Raw genomic sequence first — 21,474 nt, forward strand, 5'->3', positions numbered from 1 at the left:
ATCTTTTTTACGCAATTTTGCTCCAACTACAACAGAAATGGTTGATAAACTAATCTCAGTTGCACTCGACTTAATAAATCCTCAACATTTAAGAAACTGGTTTGCTAGTTGCTGCTACTGTACCTCATAACAGCCGTAGGTGCTGTATACGGCATTAGCATTGGTAGGTGCAAAGATTAATTTTGAGCAACTGAAAGCTGACTGCCCAGCCTTGGAAAATACGTTAAATGTTTCGCTTCTACTTCAATGTTTGGCGGTCAATTTACCAAACGCTCAATACAACTTATCTGACCCCAGGATAAAAGCAGCAATTGCTATTGATCCAGTCGTTAGCAGTATTTTTGGTCAAGCTAGCCTCAGCCAAATCAAAATTCCGGTAATGATTGTATCTGGTAGCTCTGATACTGTTGCTCCAGCTTTAACAGAGCAAATTGTACCTTTTACTTGGCTAACAACTCAAAATAAATATTTAGCACTTATCAATGGTGGCACACACTTTTCTACTATTGCAGAATCACCAAATGCCACCATACCTGTTCCTACACAGGTAATCGGTTCAAGTCCTGCCTTGGCACGTCGTTATGTTAAAGCTTTGAGTGTTCCATTTTTTGAAACGTATGTTGCCCAACAGTCAAGTTATCTTTCCTACTTGAGTCCAGATTACGTTAATACAATTAGTCAGCAACCACTACCGTTAAGTTTAATAAAATCTTTGACATCTGAACAACTACAAGAGGCGTTCAAATAAGGATTTTGAAGCTAGATAAACCTATAGAGTGATGAAATAAACACTAAATATTATTAATTTGGAAAGCAAGGATTAATAATTAGCATAAATTATGAATATAGCAACTCGCAATGAGCTAATTTATGTATTTCGCTTAACTCCAGAAGTATCACTGATTTGGACTACTTTAGGTTTATTGCTGTTAATATTGGCAGCAGCAGGTGCAAGTTGGTATTATAGCATCATTCACGAACAAGCAGTAATTTTTAGTGTAGAAAGTGCTGGAGGTGGAGCTTCGCAAGGTATTCTTGCTTTTGTGATTTTACTGGCCATTACTTTTATCACCATCATTGTTCATGAATTGGTGCATGGAATAGCGTTTGCTGCTTTTGGTGGTTCGCCACGTTATGGATTTAAATTTAAGTATTTCTTACCCCTTGCTTACGCCACTTCACCAGGTGACTTGTTTCGCCGGAATGCTTTTATTTTCATTGGTTTAGCACCATTGATAGTCCTTGATGTTGCGTGTTTGTTACTTCTAGCAATTTTTCCCCAAGCAAGCTGGTTAATTTGGGTAATTGCATTCAATACAGGGGGTGCAGTTGGCGATATCTGGATAGCAGTACAGTTATTACGTTGTCCGGCGTTGATTCAAGTTGAGGATAGAGAAGAAGGGGTGGCGATTTATGCGCCTCCTAGTGTAACTCGCCAAGAGCTACCTTTTGCTAAGGATAAATCTAGACCGCATTCAGGTTTAAAATCTTTATTAAAAATTGCCTTTATGGCTTTGGCTTTAGTACTAATTTCTAGTTTTTTACTAATACCAACTTTAAAAATATTAGAAATTCCTTCATTTATTATTGGTAATAATGCTTTCTGGATTTTGCGCTGGGTGAATAATCCTAACGGGTTTGGTTTAGAGTTTAATTTGATAGCGTTTATAATGCTATTTTCGATGTTATTGTTACTAGTTTTTTTAACTAAAGTTGTAAATTTCAACTTTCCAGCAAAATAAAGCTAAAAACTAGATAATTTTTGACTTTATTTTGCCCTTATACCCTTGTTTAAACCCTTAATTTTTCGTCTCCGTAGTTAGTTCTATGAATATAGCTTCTTTTTTTACTAATTTATAAATTAGTAATATGGCGATAACGAGCCTCAATGACGGAATAGATGCCATAAGCAATCAAACCTAAAGCCACTATACCTAAAATCCAAGGGACAAAGGGTTGCTGTGCTAAGGATGTCAATGCACCACCTAATCCTCTAGCTTGAGTGCCATCCAAAGATAGGTTATCTCCTGATTCGTCAAGGAAAACAAGGTCTTCTGCCAGTATCCCATGAAGTTGAAGCCAGAATTGTAATCTTAATAATTGAACCCTGTCTGTGGATGTGAAAGCGGTACTAGTAGTCTGCCTTTGCCTGTAGCCGGAGTGCGAGTTTGATAAACTACATAAGAAGGCGCTGATTTTGGTTCTATCGCTTGAATCTGGCCACTTAACCTCTCTGCTTCTACACGGATAATATCACTACGAGTAATAATTCCTACTAGTTTTCTGCCTTCGGTTACAGGTAAGCAGCTGAGATTATGACGATTAAGTATATGCAAAACATAGGCTAGTGTGGCTGTAGGGCTAACAGTCACTGGCTCTGGTGTCATGATATCGCTGATAGTTGTATTTCCCTTTATCTGTTGCGAAGCGTTGGTAACTAAATCTTTCTGAGTGATAATACTTACAACTTTACCATTATCTAAAATCGGGAAATTGCGATGGTGAGACTGAGAAAATGCTTGCACTGCTTCATCAATACTCATCTGGCTAGAGAGAGTTTCAACACGTCTTTGCATGACCTCTGCGGCGCTGAGTTGTGCTAACAGCCCATCGGTAGTTGGCTCTTTTTGAATGTGAATGCCTTTTCTTTCGAGTAAAAGGTCATAGAGCGACCTGTGATCAATTTTTTCCGCTACTAAATAGGCAACTACAGATACAATCATCAAAGGTAGCACCAGATTGAAATCTGTCGTCATCTCAAACACAATGATCACTGCTGTAATCGGTACTTTAGAGACAGCACTGAAAAATGCCGCCATCCCTACATGAGCATAGGTTGTTGCTGCACTCATCCCCAAGCAACTTTGTTCGGCAGTACCAACCAAATAACCAAGAGCCGAGCCTAAAACTAAAGTGGGAACAAGTAAACCCCCAGGCGCTCCAGAGCCATAAGTTAAAAGAATCAGGGTAAACTGGACTAAAAGAGCGATCGCGGCAAATAACCAATGAGCATCACCCATCAATATAATTTCTCTTAGCCCAGCATTATTACGAAAAGTTACAGGCAACAAAGCGATCGCAATTCCACTAACCAACCCCACAATTCCAATTCGCCAAGGTAAACTTAGGTGTAGTAAACGCTGATTCATCTCCAAACTAGCAATCACACCTTTATTAAACAAAATCCCTAATAATCCTGCCAATCCACCCAAAATCAAGTAAAAAGGGATTTCCTGAGCAAAGAAAGTCGTATGCCCAAATACTAAATTTATCTGACTCAAATCAAAGCTGTGACTACCATAAAGGCGAGAAATCACGGAAGCGATAAACGAAGCCAAAATAGCTGTGCCAAGAGTAATACCTGACACATCTTGAAGTAACTCTTCTACAACAAACAATACACCAGCGATCGGTGCATTAAAAGCAGCCGCTAATCCAGCCCCTGCACCTGCGGCAATCAGTTGACGGCGATGCTCAGGAGAAGTCGGAACCCAATTACTCAGTTGATTTGCCAAAGCTGCCCCAATCTGTACAGTTGGCCCTTCTCGTCCCAACGGCATCCCAGAACCCAGCACCAATGTAGCACTAAGCAACTTGACCAAAGCAATCCGCAGATTTAACGGCATCGGTACACGAGCCAACACCGCTTTTACCTCAGACATTCCACTTCCAGATGCTTCCGGTGCAAAACGCTCAACTAACCAACCAGCTAAAAGACCTCCGACTAACCCAATCCCCGGTAGCACCAAATAAGCAGGCCATAAGTAAGAAACATGGACTCGCCACGCCCCTGCCCAGTCCACAGCTTGTCCTAACAAAACTGCCGCTAGACCCGAAACTAAACCAATCAAGCAAGCTTCAGCAAACGCCAAGCGCCGAGGTTGGAGCATTTGTCGGGAAAGCCTCAACCAGAGAATTTTACCTCTGACGAACATATTCCTAGCAATCACTTGTCATCAGTGAAAGTCTGTAAATATCTGAAGTTTTTTACAGTGTATCTCATCAAGAACTACTTCCAAGAAAATGAAATTTAAATGAAATTATTGTCTACCAAAAGATAGACATACAAAACAGCAACTTTTTATTAAAGTCAATCAATTTACATGCTACAAAAATGAAATTTAAATGAAATCCTTTTCTGCCGAAAGATAGATATATGAAACTGTAAGATTTTATTAACACCTATCAATGCAACTGCTGCAAAAAATGAAATTTAAATGAAATGATTTTCCGCCTACAGATAGGCATATAAAAACGCAACTTTTTATTAACATCCGTCAATGAAACTGCTGCAAAAATGAAATTTAAATGAAATAACTTTCTACTCAAAAATCAGATATATTATTAAAAACTGATTGAGATGCCAGACTAATTGACTACTAGCTAAAAGGTGGTGTCACAAGTTGACCCCAGTATTCCAATTGCCCAAGTATATATAAACAGCCAAAACCTTAATATTATTGAATTGTCGTGCCAGGATAAAGCTATGGCTGGCACAAATTGTACTTTTAATTAAACCAACATCTCTGATTTGTTCAGCAGTTTTTCTAGCATCAACAGCAGATATACATTCTCTAAAAGTATTGCTATACAAGGTGTTTGTTCTTGCGTTAACTCTGGATAACTAACCAGAAAGTTGGTGAATACTCATTATGTCTGACGCTAATATCAACGCCAGATATTGATAGCTAACCAGAATATTAGTAGCCAGCATTTCAGAAAAAAAAGGTGATTGCTTATTATCTAGCCATCACCTTTAACTTAGTTAATGCGAGCCTTAATTATGGCATAAAAGACAAAGAATAATATAGAATGTCAAAATCTAATAAATAAAAAATTTACAAGCGATTAAATTTATATTCTCTTAAGATTATAAGTTGCTTAATGTTATCATCGCTCGCTAGAACAAAAGTGAAAAACATAAGTTAACGCTCGGTTAATACGCATACCTTTTAGTAAAATCTCCATCTTGCTGCCTTATCCTATCTTGGGCAACTTTATTCACGTCTCTATCAGTAAATTTTTCCAGAGTATATGAAGCGATTATTAAATTATTAGTAAAGACATGCAGAATTTACTAGTTACATACTGTATCTTTTATTTATGTTGAAATAGTGTATGTTTCTGATAGGGCAGCAGTACAAATCATCACCTAGTTGATGATTGACACCCTTGTAACAAACAACTTTCCTATGAAAATCTAGAAACTTATGAGAGAGCGAAACATCATGAGGTTTACGCGTAAGCGTAGGCTTCCAACTTTGTTATTAATAGTATGCTGTTCATTTGCCCTGGCCATATCTTCGGCAGCACTCTTCCCAGAAGTCGGTTTGGCAGGTATTTTCTCCTCTGCTCCCATTGGTAGTAATGTCCCAGACGATGCGACGTTATTAGCTCAAAGACAAACTGAGTTAGGCAATGGAATCAATAACGTATTTGATGTAGCAGAACCAGCACCAGGAATCGCATTTACTCCAGCAGAACGTGTTCCCCGACAAAAATTTGGTGCGGTTGGAGCCTTCCCACTGGGATTGAAAGACCTTGATGCCTTGGTTTATCCTTCTGCAACTCGCACACAAAAAGAGGCCTTGGTAGAAGGAATACAATTCTTTACAACACCCCACCTTGCAGTAGAAGGTGCAGGGCCAATTGCTAACCAACAAATGTGTTTAGGTTGTCACTTGAGTTCTGCTGAAGCTACTCCTAACAGCCGAGTTGTACGTGACGTTTCTAACGTATCTAGAGCTGGACGCGCGACACCAACAAACTTTAAGTTTACAGCCCTTGATCCTGCTACTGGCGGTGGAAGAGCAGCTGATAACCTTGATGCCATCAATAACACTGGAAGGACAGCCGCCTTTACAACCTTCGGTGACTATAATCCCTCACAGAATATCTTTGATCCTCTTGATGGAGTTGCCAGGGGCGGACTTTCACCACGCCTCGGCGGCTTTGTTCAACACACTCGTTTTTCCCTTCCTGAGTGTTTGCCTGAGCGCATTCCAACAATTGCTGAAGACCCAAACTTACCCAATGTTGATCCATTAACAAAACTTAGCTCTCTAGGTTTCCGAAGAGGTGTTGTAGAGTTCGCTGGGCCTCCATATATTGGTCGTGGTTTGATGGAAGCTATTCCGACAAACGACATCCGGCGCTTTGAAGATGAAGGTTCTGATAGTCAAAGTATCCCCTCATCTCTCAACAATGCAGGTATCTTTGCTTGTACAGGCGATTGTATTACTGGTAAAACCAACACTATTCCTACCCCAAATGGCACTACGATCGCTGCTGGTTCAGGCTTTTCCGGTGGTGTAGGACGCTTTGGGTTGCGGGCTAATGGTGTAGAAATCCTTCAGTTTGTTGCCGGTGGTTTGCAAGGGGAAGTTGGGTTTACAAGTATTCTCAACCGTAATGAACCAACAGACTCTCCTACCAACGCTGGTCGTCCAGGTTGTGTTGACCCATACCCCAACACCTTAGAATCACACCTCAGTGTGCCACTCAGCGAACGGAACTTTCTGCGGATGACAGCTCCTCCCGAATTTGGTGACACACTATTGGCAGTGTTGAATAATCCTACACGTTCTCGTTCTCCACAAGGCCCTGAAGGTCAAGTTAAGCGCGGTGCAGAGCTTTTTGGGATTGATTTAGTAGCTTTCTCTAACCGGATGATTCCAGGCCGCTTTCCCGCAGGTGGTGACGGTCGTGATCCTAATGCTATTAACCGTACAGATTCTATGGTGAGCTGTGCCAGCTGCCATATCCCTGTTCAAAGAACCGGTCAGTCACCAGCAGCCACAACCAGAGATGGTGCGATCGTTGCTCAACATTTGAGCTATAAGTGGGCTCCTATTTTCTCTGACCTACTTCTGCACAACGTACCTCAAATTGATGCAGAACGCTGGGCTTCCTTACCTCGTGAGCCGTTAGTTGTTAACAGAACATATCAACCAACTCTTTCTAGAGAACAAGGTGCTAGTACTGCTGTAGGTCGTTCCTTTGCTACCTTTGATATTCCGCGTAACTTAGCTGGCGACGTATTTGCCAATGGTCAAGCTGCTGCGTTTGGTGATGAGTTCCGCACTGCACCCCTGATGGGCTTGGGTAGAATGGGCGCTCCATTCTTACATGATGCTCGTGTGTACTTAAGCCGACTCACAGTTAACAGCAATCCTGCTGGTACTGTATTCACTAACAGTCAAGTTACCAATGCACCATTAGTTGTACGTACTTTAGATGACGCTATTCGTGCAGCTATTGAGTTACATGATTTACCAGCCCCCGATGATAGTCGGACACCTACCAACCTCCCTGGAGCAGGATGTCCAGCACCACTAGGGGGAGCCATTGGCAACATTTCTTATGGCTCTTCACCAGCAGACGTGATTTGTCCTCCTTACAATAGCGAAGTTTCTAGAACCCATCGCAGTGATGCAAAGGAAGTCATTCGTCGCTATCGTTCTTTGAGTCCTGCTGACCAACAAGCCATGATTGAATTCCTCAAAGAGTTATAACTTGACGACTACTAAATATTCCTAGCTCTCAAGGAATTTCATCATTGTTCATTTTGATAGTTAGAGGAGAGATGAGCAATGCTCACCTCTCCTTTTTTGTATTACACGGAATTTTCAGGTAAATCATCGATTTATTTAGGTAAAAGTTATGGCGAATATAAATGGTACAAGCGGAAATGATAACCTCATTGGCACAGCTGGCGATGATATTATTAGAGGCTTTGCTGGGAATGATACTTTATTGGGCAATGGTGGCAACGACATTCTAGATGGTGGTGCTGGAAATGATAGCCTCAATGCAGCCACTGGTTTTGTCAGTTCCACAGGAAACAGTATCCTCAGAGGTGGAACAGGAGATGATTTTTTAGATATTACCCGTTCTTCTGGAAATAACCTTTTAGAAGGGGGTGATGATAATGACACTCTACTAGCTCTATTTTCTGAAGGCAATAACCTTATTAGTGGTGGAGCAGGTGATGACATAATTGATATTAGTACCTCCACAGGTAATAATCTTGTGGAAGGTGGTGATGGCAATGATGAGATTTATGCTGAACGTGTAGCCGGAAATAACAGCCTTTATGGTGGTGCAGGGGATGACACCTTTTATCTGAGCAACATTGTGCCACAAGAACCCAGTCCTGCCACTATAGCGACGCAAACAGTCGATGGTGGAGACGGGGAAGATTATCTTTTTGTTGATTACAGTGATGCTGATGCAGCAATATCTTCAACCTTCAATAGTGCCACCAACACTGGCACCATCACAGCCGGAAGCAATCAAGTCAGTTACAGCAACATCGAACGTTTGAGCTTGATTGGTACAGAGTTCGATGATTTCATTACCATTAGTAATGCACGTTTAGATGACAGCATTGATGTGAGCGATGGAGACAACAACATCGCTGGTGAAGGTGGAAATGATGTCATACTAGCTTCCTTTACAACTGGGAATAATACCATCAGTGGCGGAGAAGGTGATGACATCATTGATATTAGTACCTCCACAGGTAATAATCTTGTGGAAGGTGGTGATGGCAATGATGAGATTTATGCTGAACGTGTAGCCGGAAATAACAGCCTTTATGGTGGTGCAGGGGATGACACCTTTTATCTGAGCAACATTGTGCCACAAGAACCCAGTCCTGCCACTATAGCGACGCAAACAGTCGATGGTGGAGACGGGGAAGATTATCTTTTTGTTGATTACAGCGATGCTGATGCACCTATCTCATCCACATACAATACTTCAAACAACAGTGGCAGAATTACCGCAGGTACAAATCGGATTCGCTACAGTAACATCGAAAGTCTAAATATTATTGGCACAAGCTACAGTGATAATATTGTTGGTAGCAATGGCAATGATGCACTTTTTGGTGGTAGTGGTGGTAACGATCGAATCAGTGGCGGTGCTGGTAACGATACATTGAATGTTGACTATTCGACCGGGAATAATCTGCTAAAAGGTGATGTAGGAAATGATACGCTTTCTGCTATTGGTGCTTCTGGTGATAACACCTTAGATGGTGGTGCTGGTGATGATAGGCTAATTGCGGATGATTCCATAGGCGATAACTTGCTAAATAGTTTTAGTGGTAATGATTATCTTTCTGTGGTTGGTTCGTCTGGAAATAACACCCTCAATGGTGGTGCTGGTGACGATACATTAGTTGCAGATGATTCCACAGGCGATAACTCACTCAATGGCGGCAGTAATGATGATTATCTGTTTGCGGTTGGTTCGTCTGGAAATAACACCCTTAATGGTGATACGGGTAACGATATATTAGTTGTGGATGATTCCACAGGCGATAACTTACTCAATGGTGGCAGTGGTGATGATTATCTGTCTGCGGTTGGTTCGTCTGGAAATAACACCCTCAATGGTGGTGCTGGCAGAAACACATTAATTGTCGATAATTCTACAGGCAATAACCTGTTAAATGGTGATAACGCTGATGAGTATCTGTCTGCTGTTAATTCATCTGGGAATAATACCCTTATCGGTAGAAATGGTCACGATATATTAATTGTGGATGATTCTACAGGTGATAACCTGCTGAGTGGTGACAATGGTAATGATTATCTATCTGCTGTTAATTCATTTGGAAATAACATCCTCAATGGAGGCAATGGTAACGACACATTAACTGTGCAGAATTCTAGTGGCACTAATGTACTGAATGGTGGCAGTGGTAATGATAATCTTTCGGCAATGGGTGCTTTAGGGAATAACACTCTCGATGGTGGTACTGGTAACGATATCCTAATCGGTGGTAGTGGAAATGATGTTTTAATTGGTGGCACAGGTAACGACCTGATCACAGGCGGTAGTGGTGCAGATACCTTTGTCTTTAATCGTTTTAATGAAGGTATTGATACGATTACTGACTTCAGTATTAGTAATGACATCATCCGGATATCTGCGGCTGGTTTTGGTGGTGGTTTATTAGCTGGGGCGCTGTCGATTAGTCAGTTTACTTTAGGAACTTCTGCAACCACGACTGATCAAAGATTCATCTATAACAACATTACTGGTGCGTTGTACTTTGACCAAGATGGTAATGCTGGTGGATTTAGACAGGTGCAACTTGCACAACTGTCTAGTTCACCTGCGTTGAATGTCAGCAATTTTGTGATTGTTTAAAGACTGTCGCAAAATAAACACAAATTACGATCGCCCATAGATACCCAACTTTTGACAGTTGGGTATCTGAACACCTGTAATCTGTCAAAATCAATTGGGTAGAGTATTACAGAGGAATTCGGACTGTAAATGTACTCCCCAGTCCGAGTTGACTTTGAACGTGAATATTGCCTTTGTGGGCTTGAGCGATCGCTAAAGCAATGGCTAAACCCAAACCAGAACCACCAGAACTACGAGAGCGATCGCGATCTACTCGATAGAACCGATCAAAAATTCGTTGTTGATGTTCGAGGGCAATACCAATTCCTGTATCTTGGACTTTAATAATGGCGTAAAGCTCATTAATTTCTAAAAAAACAGTGACTTTTCCGCCACTGGGTGTTGCCTGAATTGCATTAATAATTAAGTTAGAAATTAAACGATAAAGCTGTTCTTCATTTCCCTGGACATAAAATTTTTTTGTCACTGGCATCTGTCCAGAAAGATTGACGTGATTTTCTACAGCTAAAGATGCTAACTCTTCAATTAAATCGCTAATTAAATCATTCAAACAGCAAGGTTGATGTTCTGCTGCTATTTGTTTTTTATCTATCCTTGTCAACAGCAATAAATCACCAACTAATTGTGATAAGCGATGATTTTGGCGTTTGAGGACATCTAAAGTTCCATGATGTGCTTTTGCTTCTGGCTGTAACTTGATTGCGGCTTCAATGGTAGAGTGCATTGCTGCTAAAGGTGTGCGGAACTCATGGGCAGCATCAGCAGTAAATTGTTGCATCTGTTGATAGGAAAGATACACAGGTTGCATTGCCCTTTCTGCCAACCACCAACTAGACAAAGCCACAAAAATCATCGAAATTGGCAGTCCCAAAATTAAAGTTAATCTCAAATAAGCTAGATGTTGCTCTAAATCAGTAATACTACGTGCTACTTGTAAATAACCTGAAATTTGGTTTTGAGTATACAAAGGTAAAGTAATTTGGCGGTATCGCGTACCAAAAGCATCAGTAATAATTTGCCAAGGTTGTGATGATATAATAGGTTTTAAATTATCAAATTCTATGCCTGTGCTGGCAAATACTTTTTCTGAACTATCTAATAAGCGCACATAGTAATTAACCTGATTTCCTACCTCATCTATTGGTTGTTTAATAATAGTTTTTTGAGGCAAACAGTTTGTAGAAGCTATACATAATTCTAAGGAAAGTTCTTTAGCTAGTTCCTGTAAATGTCCAGGTTGTTGCCAAGCTGGTTCAACACTTTTACGAAGTGCCTTGGCGACTGATTTTAATCCCTGATCTATAGTTTCATAATAACTATGGGCAACCACAGTATATACTCCGAAACCAGATAGCCCTAAAATACTACCCATCACTAGGGTATACCAAGCGGCCAATCTCAACCGAGTTTGGTAAAAAATAGGATTACGTTTCATGTAAATCAACTACTTATTTCTGTAGTCTGAATATTAAGACGATAGCCTACACCATAAATAGTTTCTATTAAAGCTTCGCTGTCTTCTTCTCCCAATTTACGTCTCAATAAGCGGATTTGCGCTGCTACGACATTGCTGACTGGTGCTGTACCAATTTCCCAAAGTTGATTAATAATTTGGTCACGGTTGATAATTTGGTTAGGATGTCGCATAAAAAACTCTAAAAGTTGAAATTCCTTAATCGTCAAAGTTAATACTTGCGTGTCTCCGTTAAAATACTGGCGAATCAGTTCATGAGTGTTGTAGTTAAGCCTCAGATAACCTACTTCTAAAATTCGAGGTTTGACTTGGGGTGTAAATGTTATGCCTGTGTAAGAAGCCCGTCTGTGCAATGCTCGCAATCTGGCTAGTAGTTCTGCCATATCAAAAGGTTTAACTAAATAATCATCCGCACCGCTATCTAACCCAATAATTTTTTCTTCCATACGGTCTTTAGCCGTTAGCATTAACACAGGTAGAGTTGACTGGCACTGTCGCAACCATTTACACAACTCTATTCCAGAGACTCCAGGCAGCATCCAATCAAAAATCGCTAACGTGTACTCAGTTGAGCTATTTTCGAGATGTTGCCATGCTTCATTCCCATCTAAAAACCAATCTACTACATACGCCTCATGGCTGAGAACTTGTTTGATAGCTGCACCTAAATCTGCTTCATCCTCAACTAATATCAGTCGCATAGTTAACACAGTACCTAAAAGCTGCTGAAAATTTCTGCTTCTAGACGGATAATATCATTCCGCACCAAGACTAGTAGTTTACCAACCCAAAATTGCAGTTTAGGTCGAGCAGGGGGAGAAAATTCCTCCCTCTCCAGCCCCCTCAGCCTGCCACTATGCAAAGTTGCTGTGACAGACTACTAAGGGTAACTGACTACTCGACAGCTTGAGTAAATAACCAAGACAGTTCCCGCAGGCGGCTTGTACAATCTTCGTTCAGATATCGTAAATGTGCTTCAATGTCATCAGAATTTCTGACAAAGCAGCATTATCTGTGCGATCGCTCTCTAAGAATAGTGAGTTTCTACTCAGCACTGTTATATGTCATCCTCATACCCTTGATGCTCGATAGGAACACACATTGGTGTTCCGATAATTGGATCAGGTACAATCCGACATTCTAAGCCAAATACTTCTTGTAACGCTCTTCCATCACTCTAGGCAGAAGAAAATAAGAAATCGCTGGATTTGTAGGGTTTTGGGATAGCACCGTGCATTCGATTCATCAATGCAATTAATATGAGAAATCCAATTGATAAATGCGAAACTGGAAAGACTCTCAGCTAAGGTTTGAGTAAATTAAAGAATATGAAAGGTTGAATGACTAAAGTTAAGACTAACTATCAAGTAAGCACTTATAACCATTTCTGCATTTGGGAATAGTCAGTTACCCGAAAATCAGCCCAACCTAATTCATTTTTACTCTGCTTCATTACGATTTGTCCATTCTCGCAATGCCCAAAGGCTAATTAAAGCTGCTAATCCAGCACCAAGTGAGTCCATAATTAAATCAATAATGGTGTCATCCAAACTTCCAATGACTTGAGTATTCAGAATTTTACCCGCAGACCATTCTACAATTTCCCATAAAGCACCGATCGCAATTCCAAAACTCGTAACTGTCACTATATACAAAACTGTATGATTGCGAAATACATTCAACATGGAACTGTATACTAAAAAGCTCAGGGCGAGAGTAATCGAAAAAGTTGTATAAGCATGAACGATCTCGTCATAAGGCCCTGGTATACCAAAGAAATTCCATACCCAACCAATAGCATTGAGTAATGCAGCTAAGACAAACAAAAAATCAAATAAGGTTGGTAATTTATCATCTCGAACAACAAATACAAAAGATGCTATTAAAAAGAATGCTAGACCTAAAGCATTTAGCCATTTACTTTGAACTGCTGCGGCGATCGCAAAGATTGCTAGTATAGCTTGTCCTAGCCAAGCAATAACTCGATAACCCCGCCAATTTAAACTTTTCATCCTATTGTTCCCAATCTTTAATATTGCTGTTATTACCTAAATTTTTAATAATTTGGTTATATCTTTCTTCTATATCTTTTTGGTCTTTGGGTTGGGAAATTTCCGCCAGACTATTTTGTAAAATCATGTCAGCATGATGTCGCAGGATTGCTTGATATTTAGAATTATCTGTGTAAGTAGCAATTGCAGCTATAGCTTCTAACAAACTAATAGTGACTGCAATATCAGCACATCCATAGTGGCGAATTTGGTTAAAAGCTGCATCCATCAATTCAGTAAATTTGACACCTTCGGCAATGACGCGCAGTTTATTATAATGGTCGTAGCGATAAGGCGAGGGAAAATTTCTCTGTACAAGATGACATAATCCGGCGCTGATTTGGTTAATACAACGAATAGCAGTAAATGGATCATTCACTGCCGGGGATAGCGCACGTAGGGCAATTTCTACTAATTGATCGATCGGAAATTCTACATCTTGTTGTTCAGTGCGTTCTTTACCTAAAATAAAGGCATCATTGATTTGCTTAGTCAGGTTTTTATTGACTTTCTTACCAGGAAAAACTAAGACTAAATCGCCACCTTGAATGAGAAATTTTCCGGGATGAGTTTGCAAACTAATGAGCAAATTATACTGACAAGCAATATTCATTAATTCTGCGTCATCAATTGCTTGTAAATAACCTGTATTGTGAGCGCAAATCGGTGAGGCTTCGTCCTCAAAAGATGTAGGAATTTCTGTAAATCCTTGTCTATCTTCTGGTTCACTCAACCCGATTTTTTCAGGAAATAAACGTTCAATGGCTGAATGTAAATCTGCACTAACGTTATGAATTACATGAGATGCTTGAATGATTGTAGAAGCATGATGAATAAAATAAATTAAAATACCAATGCTAATAATTGCCAGTAAAACACCAACTGTCACTGCTAGTTGTGGCACAAACTGGCTATATTCGTCTCCTTCTCCATGAATGGTTCGCAGTACGAGTAAGCAGTAAATGAATGTACCAAGAAATGTGCCGAGTACAATTTGATTGCCTGTATCCTGCATAAAATTACGCAGAAGCCGGGGGCCAAAATTAGAAGCAGCCAATTGCAGAGCGACAATGGTAATGGAGAAAGCTGTAGCAGCAACGCTCACCATTGAACTTGCAACAGCTTCTAAGAGCGATCGCGCTCCATCTGCGCCCCCAGTGTAAACCCACCAATAGTTAATATCTATGTTGTCTGTGCGGTCAAGATTCAGTATGATGAAAGCTAAAACAGTAGCTACCATCACCATAACTGCTGGTATAAACCAATAACTTGAGTGGAGTTGATCCCACAGTTTGCTGATCTTGACGTTTCGCATTATTCGTTAGTTTGAGTGTCTATTTTACTGTTACCGTTTTGGGTAGAGTGGGCTTGTGCTAGTAGCCTAAGTGAATCGCTGACACGGCGAGGCTTGGGTACTTCAGTTTTACCTTTAGGCCAACCTTCTCGCTGACGGGAGCGATCGCCATCTTTCTCTTCGGTTTGGTCGTGGAACAAAATTTGTTGTGTGGGGAAGGGCAAATCAATGCCGTTTTCCGTCAGTTTTTTCTTAATTGCCATAATTATCTTATCCCGCGAAGATAAATCATCTGCCCTTCTAGGTGGATTAATCCACCAACGTACACGAATATTGACGGTGCTTTCAGCTAATTCCATTGCCAATACATCAGGTGCGGGATCTTTTAAAACTTCGTCTATACTATGCAGTGCCTCTAACATTAATTGCTTGGCTAAATCAATATCATCGCCGTAGCCAATGCCGACATCATATTGTAATCGGCGGTGTTCAAAGGCTGTATTAACTGTCACCGAATTTGTAAATAACTCCGAGTTAGGAATCACAATTCGCCGACTATCATAAGTTCTAATTGTTGTTGCCCTTGTCTCAATATTTTCTACAGTACCTTCAAAACCTTTAAAGACAATTTGGTCGTCAATTTGAAAAGGTTCTGTCAGCAAAATCAAAATCCCTGCTAAGAAGTTTTGCAAAATATCACGGAAGGCAAAACCAATGGCAACACCACTAATTCCCAACAGTTGCACCAAGTCACCAGCCTTAAATGTGGGAATCACAATTGAAAGGGCAATGAACAACCCAATCAAAATAATAATTCCTTGGGCTAATCTACCTAACACTAATCCTAAATTACGTGCATAGCGATGGTTACGAGTTAAACGTTTAACTAATGCTTTAATTCTGCTGGCAACCACCAAAAATAATATAAAAACAATCAACGCTAAGACCATGTTTGGTAACAAAGCGATGAAACCGTCAATCATACTTTGAAATTTATCCCAAGCGGCGGAGATTTCTGCATTCATAAACATTCCTCATACAGTTTTAAATTTATATGGATTCTCATGAATTTGAATTTTGATGCAATAGTTCTTGAATCTCCTCTCGCAAGGCAGTAATTTCTGTTTGCAGTAGTTGAATCGATTTCGCCCCAGCTAACTCGGCTTCGTCATTATCAGCATCACGACCAATAAAGAACGTTGCCAGAGTTGCAGTTACATAGCCAAACACGGCAAAGGCATATAAAGCTAAGAAAAAACATAGCACTCGTCCTTCAGGAGTTTTCGGCCAATACTCAGAACCCATCGTTGTGATTAACATTGCTGTCCACCACAAAGCCGCACCGTAATTGTGCAGCCCAGATTCCCCAGGAACTTCATTTTCAAACGCATACATTCCGGCTGCTCCTAATAAAGTAATAATCATGGTTAACGCCACAACATAACCAAAGCCGCGACGGCTGACACTGGCTGATAAAACTCGCATTCCTCGGTTAGCACGAGTCATCACTCGCAACAGTTGTAACCCTCTGACTACCCTTGCTGTCCTTAAAATTCTGACGACTCGGAGAACTCGAATAGTACGTAATGCTGGCAAAAATAAAGAAATAACTGTTAACCAGTTGTTTTTAATATAAGAAAGTTTATGTGGAGCGATCGCTAATTTTAGGAGAAAATCTAAGATAAAAATAATCCAAATAGTAATGCTCACAGCTTGTAGTAAAGAATTTAATCCCCAAATAATCTCGATGATAAATAGTGCTAACCATACAAAGCCCAGTATTAACATTGGCGTTTCTAGCCAATCTTCCAACTGTTGCAAGACTTCGCTGCGTTCTCTTTCTAGGGCTTGTTTTTCGGAAATTTTAGAACTATTCATCATAATTCGAGGTTCATTTTTTACTAGCAGGAAGTTCTAGTACATTGACACTAACTAAAGGTGTGACATTAAAATCTTGGTTTAATAACTGAGTTTGAATTGCTTGGGTGAGGCGATCGCTAATTTCTTGATTCGAGGTTGTAACTTGCGGTTGACGCTGTACATAAATTACCGACAGCAGTGTATCCTGACCTGTAATATCAGAGCGAATGAAACGCACATTCGCCTCGACTAATTTGGCTAAACCAACTTGTTTCACCGTTTTCTGCACTTGAGCATTGGCACGTTGGGCAAGGCTAGAGCGTTGCAAATTGGGAGAATTGATAAACTGCCAAGTTAGTAAACCAGCCAATGTAATCACAGTGATTACCAAAGCAGAATAGAAGACTCGCTTGTTACCCCGTTGATAACGAGTTTCTTGTGCAGACAAACCAAATACCCGGAACAACAAAGCTGCCGAAAAATTAATTCCGCATAGTTGCAAAAATAATAAAAACAGCCCCGAAATTACTATGTCCCAGCGACCAATTGCACTGGACATCCCGATAATTCCCGCAGGTGGGGCCAAAGAAGCCGCAACTAACATTCCTGTGGCGGCTCCAGATACTAAACTGCTGCGTTCTGACTGCACCAAGTTTAACGCCCCGGCGGCTCCGGCTGCCAATGGTAAAATGACTGCCACTGCTGAAACTTGGCTATTGTCTAGCATTGAACTGGTGGCAATTTCTTGCCTTAATATCAAACTCAGTAGCCAAGTTGTAATAATAGTTACAACTAAAGCAGCAAAATACCTTAAAATGCTTATTCCCAGAAGTGCGCGATCGCCCCATGCAGTTGCAATGGCCGTATTCATGGCTGGGCCTGCAAACGGCGCAATCAGCATTGCTGCTACCAACAAGTAACTTGTATTCGTATACAACCCAGTCCAGACAACAAAACCTGCAAGTGCCGCATAACCAATAAAACCACGCCAAGAACCAACACTTTGCAACCCCGAAAGTAAAATCTCAATCGGACTGCGTTCTTCTACATCCACCACTTGTTGCGGTGCTTCTGACGCAGGCGGTTGCAGAGTTATCACCCCAGTCGGTATCAATGTGACGTGTACTTTCGGTAAGTCTTGCAATTCCTCTAAAACTTTGCCTACTTCTCGATTAGAAACGTGAACAATTACCACATCAATCGGTTCATCTGCATAGCCTTCAAACCGCGCCAGATTTTTCCCATGATGAGATTTGGCGATTTCCATCACGGCTATTCCATTTCCTTGTGGCACTTGGATCATGAGTTGACGCATTTTTACCTCCCATCGCTAAGAATCTAGTTTTTTAGGCGATCGCTCTACTATCCAAAGAGATATTTTTCAGATATATTTCCTCCTGCATTCCAGTTTTATTTTTAACTATCAAATTAGTAAATAGTTTATATATGATGCAGGATTGCAGTTAAATAAATACTCTTTTACCACTTTAAATTAAATATTGAAATAATTGAGATAAATTATTGATTCTAGGTAATTTTTATATTTCTTATTATTTTGAATTTTCGGATTTTATGTATGAATTGCTTCTAAAGTAAGAAATAAATTCAGCCTTTAGTTACATTTTATTTCTATTAACAGTTTTAGCAATAAAAACTCACTCCTTACTAATCAATTTTGAAGTTTAAAATAAAGAAAAAATTACAAAATAGGAGGCTGGCATAATGGCTCAATTAACTAAATTAGCTTTAACTAGTATATCTTTACTATCTCTTAATTTGGTAGTATTTACAGTTGGAGCATTAGAAACATCTGCCCAATCTTCTTCTACTTATTTTAGTGACGTTCCACCTAATTACTGGGCGCAGCCATTTATTCAAGGTTTAGCTGCCAGAAATATTGTAGCGGGGTATCCTGATGGAACATTTCGACCACAACAACCAGTAGATCGAGATGAATTTGCCGCAATTATTCGTAAAGCTTTTGATCAACCACCAGTTCGTCAAATAAAAAGTGGTGCTGTATATAAAGACATTCCTGCTAACTACTGGGCTGTGCGTCCTATCGAAGAAGCTTATCAACAAGGATTTATGACAGGTTATCCTGGTGGTTATTTTCGTCCTAATCAACCAGTTTCTAGGGTCGAAGCCATAGTTGCTTTAAACAAAGGGTTGGATTTAATTAATAATCCTGCCGCCGTCTCTGTTCCCACCACAGCAAAAGAAGTGCCTCAACAAACCCAACCAAAAGCTGCAAAAAGACGGATTTTCTTACCTTTAGCAATTACAAGTTTAATGCAGCCTTTACTCATACCACAAGCCCAAGCTGCTCAAACTAATATTGCGACTCCTACAACACCTGCAACAACTAAACAACAAGCGACCAATGTGAGTAATCCTGCATCAGTAATCGTTGCTAATAATTATGCTGATGCCAATAAAATTCCCCAATATGCTGTAGGAAGCGTAGCCGCAGCTACAAAAAGAAATATCGTGGTCAACTATCCAAAAGCAAATGTTTTTAATCCCAATCAAGCAGCAACTAGAGGAGAAATTTCCGCTTTAGTTTATCAAACTTTGGTTTCCCAAAATAAAATACAACCAATTGCTAATAATTCACCTGCCAATAAATACATTGTTGAAACTCAGACGAACAACCAAAATCTTCAATAACTGATAATTCAACAATCATTTAGCTGGATATCTTTCTTAAGGAAGAAGGAGGAAAGACATAAATTTTTAGCATAGTAAATATAGCTATTGGAGGAAAATCAGCATGGACTTATACAAACTTGAAGATTTCGCTGCCCAATCTGACAACACGGATTTTGATAATTACAATATCAACAACTTCGATGTTTATTCAGACGTTGATAATGATAAAATTGGCACAGTCAAACACATTTTAGTAGACGATTCCGGTCGTTTTCGCTATTTAGTAGTTGATACAGGTTTTTGGTTTTTTGGTAGACAAGTTTTGTTACCCATTGGACGTTCCCAAATTGAATACAGTAATCAGCGAGTGTATGCTAAAGGGTTGACACGAGAGCAGGTAGAAAATCTCCCAGATTTTAATGATTTGGAGAAAATCGATTATGACTATGAAGAAAGAGTACGTGGTGTTTATCGTACTCCAGTCCGACAATCATCCTTAGAAACATCCACCCCTGTAGATGCTCCACCTATCACAAGCGATCGCAAATCTCATGCTCATGATCGTAATACATATAAGTATGAAAGTGAGCCAAATCTCTACAATATGAACGAACAGGATCATCAAAATCTCAAACTATACGAAGAACGATTAGTTGCCAATAAATCCCGTGTTAAAACTGGAGAGGTAGCTATTGGTAAGCACACGGAAACTGAAACAGCTAAAGTTTCTGTACCTGTTGAAAAAGAACGTGTAGTTATTGAACGTACTACTCCCAGCGCAGATGCTAGAAATGTATCACCTACGGATGCCGACTTCCGTGAAGGAGAAGTCACCCGTGTAGGAATATATGAAGAAACTCCTGATATTCACAAAGAAGCTGTTTTGCGTGAAGAAGTAAAAGTTAAAAAAGTAGTTGAACAAGATACGGTGGAAGCTGAAGAGACTCTTCGTCGTGAGGAATTAGATATTAATAAAGATGACAAGAGATTTCGTGACAAAAAGAGAATCTAATTAATATCAATTCACGGGAAACTAAATACCTTTATGCAAACCCAGAGTGAAGTAAATCAAAGTTTTTGTGAAGCAGGAGCCAATAGTATCAGACACGGTAGATCATCAATTATCACTGTGTCTTTTTTTAATTTGGAATCGGTTGTCGCCAGTTATTAGGAAATGGTAAGACATTAAAATAGATGAGTCCTTCAAGAATACCTGTGGCATCAGGGTAATGAGTTAAATAATGCCAAGGGTAACAGGTATTGTAATACCACCAAAGAATTTCTGTCTGAGCGTTACCAACAATAATACCAGGCGATGGAAGTTGAAATAAACTCATATCATTTCCTGAACCTCCACACACAATGGTGGCTGTTGGATCTACTTTTAACAAGTGTTGTAAATATCCTACAGCTTTACCTTTGTTACTACTCTTGGGTATGATGTCAATGTCTCGACCGTTGCTAAAAATTACCTGAGCTTGTAATCCCATAAATGTCAGTAAATCTTGCAAATCTGTGATCACTTCCAATGATGCTGACATATCCAGGCAAAAACTTAATTTCCAAGGAGTTTGTTCAATATCTGGTTGAGCTTTTAAAACAGAAAAGTAGCTGGCTACTACAGCAACTTCATCTCTTTTCCAGTCTTGTGAAATATAATTAGCCCAGTCTTTTTCTAAAAGCAAAGCTTGTTGATAGATTTCACTACCTACGCTTGCAATTAAGTAATCTGATTTCAAAAGTTTTGCTTGCGCGATTAATTGACGACTAGAAGTATAAGAGCGACCAGTAATATAAACTAAATGAATTTGATGGCGGATACATGCTAGTCTTTGATTTAAAGCGTCAATAGCTCGATAATTACCTACTAAAATAGCATCTAACTCAATCACTAAAAGTAGTTTCATATTTTCTAATCTCTCAAAATTTCTTTAAATACACGAAGAGTAATTTATTCCTGTATTTAAAATCACTAGCTT

At 39.9% G+C, this 21,474-nt stretch carries 15 protein-coding genes and 2 pseudogenes; 6 read left to right on the forward strand and 11 right to left on the reverse strand.

Annotated features, from left to right (window positions below; genetic code table 11):
- Positions 1 to 145 precede the first annotated feature (145 nt).
- Positions 146 to 748 (forward strand): annotated as a pseudogene (locus tag H6G79_RS31530) (alpha/beta hydrolase family protein); the annotation flags it as partial.
- Between the two features lie 91 nt (positions 749 to 839).
- Positions 840 to 1,742, forward strand: a complete 903-nt coding sequence (locus H6G79_RS31535; RefSeq protein ID WP_190594367.1) for a DUF3267 domain-containing protein — start codon at positions 840 to 842, stop codon at positions 1,740 to 1,742.
- A gap of 112 nt (positions 1,743 to 1,854) precedes the next feature.
- Here H6G79_RS31535 and H6G79_RS36410 read toward each other — a convergent pair whose 3' ends face one another.
- Together H6G79_RS36410 and H6G79_RS31545 are read right to left on the reverse strand one after the other, a co-directional pair.
- Positions 1,855 to 2,013, reverse strand: a complete 159-nt coding sequence (locus H6G79_RS36410) for a DUF1206 domain-containing protein (protein ID WP_396019823.1) — start codon at positions 2,011 to 2,013, stop codon at positions 1,855 to 1,857.
- 80 nt (positions 2,014 to 2,093) lie between these two features.
- Positions 2,094 to 3,950, reverse strand: a complete 1,857-nt coding sequence (locus H6G79_RS31545) for a chloride channel protein (protein WP_313934707.1) — start codon at positions 3,948 to 3,950, stop codon at positions 2,094 to 2,096.
- A 1,278-nt stretch (positions 3,951 to 5,228) separates the two neighbouring features.
- Between H6G79_RS31545 and H6G79_RS31550 the strand changes: the two genes are divergently transcribed.
- Together H6G79_RS31550 and H6G79_RS31555 are read left to right on the forward strand one after the other, a co-directional pair.
- Positions 5,229 to 7,514, forward strand: a complete 2,286-nt coding sequence (locus H6G79_RS31550) for a di-heme oxidoredictase family protein (RefSeq protein ID WP_190594366.1) — start codon at positions 5,229 to 5,231, stop codon at positions 7,512 to 7,514.
- 148 nt (positions 7,515 to 7,662) lie between these two features.
- Entirely contained in the window at positions 7,663 to 10,164 is a 2,502-nt protein-coding gene (locus H6G79_RS31555; protein ID WP_191049396.1) for a calcium-binding protein, read from the forward strand.
- A 106-nt stretch (positions 10,165 to 10,270) separates the two neighbouring features.
- On the opposite strand, the gene rppB is transcribed toward H6G79_RS31555, so the two are convergent.
- The 8 genes and pseudogenes from rppB to H6G79_RS31590 form a co-directional block, all read right to left on the reverse strand.
- Positions 10,271 to 11,599: a two-component system sensor histidine kinase RppB gene (gene rppB, locus H6G79_RS31560; protein WP_190594364.1), complete on the reverse strand. Its 1,329-nt coding sequence runs from the start codon at positions 11,597 to 11,599 to the stop codon at positions 10,271 to 10,273.
- Between the two features lie 5 nt (positions 11,600 to 11,604).
- Positions 11,605 to 12,339, reverse strand: a complete 735-nt coding sequence (gene rppA / locus H6G79_RS31565; RefSeq protein ID WP_190594363.1) for a two-component system response regulator RppA — start codon at positions 12,337 to 12,339, stop codon at positions 11,605 to 11,607.
- A 356-nt stretch (positions 12,340 to 12,695) separates the two neighbouring features.
- Positions 12,696 to 12,800, reverse strand: a pseudogene (locus H6G79_RS37060) (cobalamin/Fe(3+)-siderophore ABC transporter ATP-binding protein); the annotation flags it as partial.
- A 277-nt stretch (positions 12,801 to 13,077) separates the two neighbouring features.
- Complete coding sequence (locus H6G79_RS31570; RefSeq protein ID WP_190594362.1) at positions 13,078 to 13,650, reverse strand: hypothetical protein; 573 nt, start codon at positions 13,648 to 13,650, stop codon at positions 13,078 to 13,080.
- Between the two features lies 1 nt (position 13,651).
- Entirely contained in the window at positions 13,652 to 15,004 is a 1,353-nt protein-coding gene (locus tag H6G79_RS31575; protein WP_190594361.1) for a DUF2254 domain-containing protein, read from the reverse strand.
- Positions 15,004 to 16,008 carry a mechanosensitive ion channel family protein gene (locus H6G79_RS31580; protein WP_190594360.1) on the reverse strand — a complete coding sequence of 335 codons (1,005 nt, stop codon included), beginning with the start codon at positions 16,006 to 16,008 and terminating at the stop codon, positions 15,004 to 15,006. Before H6G79_RS31580 ends, H6G79_RS31575 begins: the two co-directional genes overlap by 1 nt.
- 37 nt (positions 16,009 to 16,045) lie before the next feature.
- A complete protein-coding gene (locus H6G79_RS31585; RefSeq protein WP_190594368.1) occupies positions 16,046 to 16,861 on the reverse strand; it encodes an ion transporter in 816 nt (271 codons plus the stop codon).
- A gap of 13 nt (positions 16,862 to 16,874) precedes the next feature.
- Positions 16,875 to 18,158, reverse strand: a complete 1,284-nt coding sequence (locus H6G79_RS31590; protein WP_190594359.1) for a TIGR00341 family protein — start codon at positions 18,156 to 18,158, stop codon at positions 16,875 to 16,877.
- A 407-nt stretch (positions 18,159 to 18,565) separates the two neighbouring features.
- Here H6G79_RS31590 and H6G79_RS31595 point away from each other — a divergent pair, with 407 nt between their 5' ends.
- Both H6G79_RS31595 and H6G79_RS31600 read left to right on the forward strand, forming a co-directional pair.
- Complete coding sequence (locus H6G79_RS31595; protein ID WP_190594358.1) at positions 18,566 to 19,513, forward strand: S-layer homology domain-containing protein; 948 nt, start codon at positions 18,566 to 18,568, stop codon at positions 19,511 to 19,513.
- Between the two features lie 103 nt (positions 19,514 to 19,616).
- Entirely contained in the window at positions 19,617 to 20,507 is an 891-nt protein-coding gene (locus H6G79_RS31600) for a DUF2382 domain-containing protein (RefSeq protein WP_190594357.1), read from the forward strand.
- A 127-nt stretch (positions 20,508 to 20,634) separates the two neighbouring features.
- Here the strand turns inward: H6G79_RS31600 and H6G79_RS31605 are convergent, their stop codons facing one another.
- Positions 20,635 to 21,402 carry a sucrose-phosphate phosphatase gene (locus H6G79_RS31605; protein WP_190594356.1) on the reverse strand — a complete coding sequence of 256 codons (768 nt, stop codon included), beginning with the start codon at positions 21,400 to 21,402 and terminating at the stop codon, positions 20,635 to 20,637.
- Between the last annotated feature and the right edge of the window lie 72 nt (positions 21,403 to 21,474).

The sequence above is a fragment of the Anabaena sp. FACHB-83 genome (assembly GCF_014697485.1).
Taxonomy (GTDB): Bacteria; Cyanobacteriota; Cyanobacteriia; order Cyanobacteriales; family Nostocaceae; genus Nostoc_B.

Coding starts and splice junctions, on each gene's coding strand:
- H6G79_RS31535 (WP_190594367.1), top strand. CDS start 840: ATGAATATAGCAACTCGCAATGAGCTAATTTATGTATTTCGCTTAACT.
- H6G79_RS31550 (WP_190594366.1), top strand. CDS start 5,229: ATGAGGTTTACGCGTAAGCGTAGGCTTCCAACTTTGTTATTAATAGTA.
- H6G79_RS31555 (WP_191049396.1), top strand. CDS start 7,663: ATGGCGAATATAAATGGTACAAGCGGAAATGATAACCTCATTGGCACA.
- rppB (WP_190594364.1), bottom strand. CDS start 11,599: ATGAAACGTAATCCTATTTTTTACCAAACTCGGTTGAGATTGGCCGCT.
- rppA (WP_190594363.1), bottom strand. CDS start 12,339: ATGCGACTGATATTAGTTGAGGATGAAGCAGATTTAGGTGCAGCTATC.
- H6G79_RS31570 (WP_190594362.1), bottom strand. CDS start 13,650: ATGAAAAGTTTAAATTGGCGGGGTTATCGAGTTATTGCTTGGCTAGGA.
- H6G79_RS31575 (WP_190594361.1), bottom strand. CDS start 15,004: ATGCGAAACGTCAAGATCAGCAAACTGTGGGATCAACTCCACTCAAGT.
- H6G79_RS31580 (WP_190594360.1), bottom strand. CDS start 16,008: ATGAATGCAGAAATCTCCGCCGCTTGGGATAAATTTCAAAGTATGATT.
- H6G79_RS31585 (WP_190594368.1), bottom strand. CDS start 16,861: ATGAATAGTTCTAAAATTTCCGAAAAACAAGCCCTAGAAAGAGAACGC.
- H6G79_RS31590 (WP_190594359.1), bottom strand. CDS start 18,158: ATGCGTCAACTCATGATCCAAGTGCCACAAGGAAATGGAATAGCCGTG.
- H6G79_RS31595 (WP_190594358.1), top strand. CDS start 18,566: ATGGCTCAATTAACTAAATTAGCTTTAACTAGTATATCTTTACTATCT.
- H6G79_RS31600 (WP_190594357.1), top strand. CDS start 19,617: ATGGACTTATACAAACTTGAAGATTTCGCTGCCCAATCTGACAACACG.
- H6G79_RS31605 (WP_190594356.1), bottom strand. CDS start 21,402: ATGAAACTACTTTTAGTGATTGAGTTAGATGCTATTTTAGTAGGTAAT.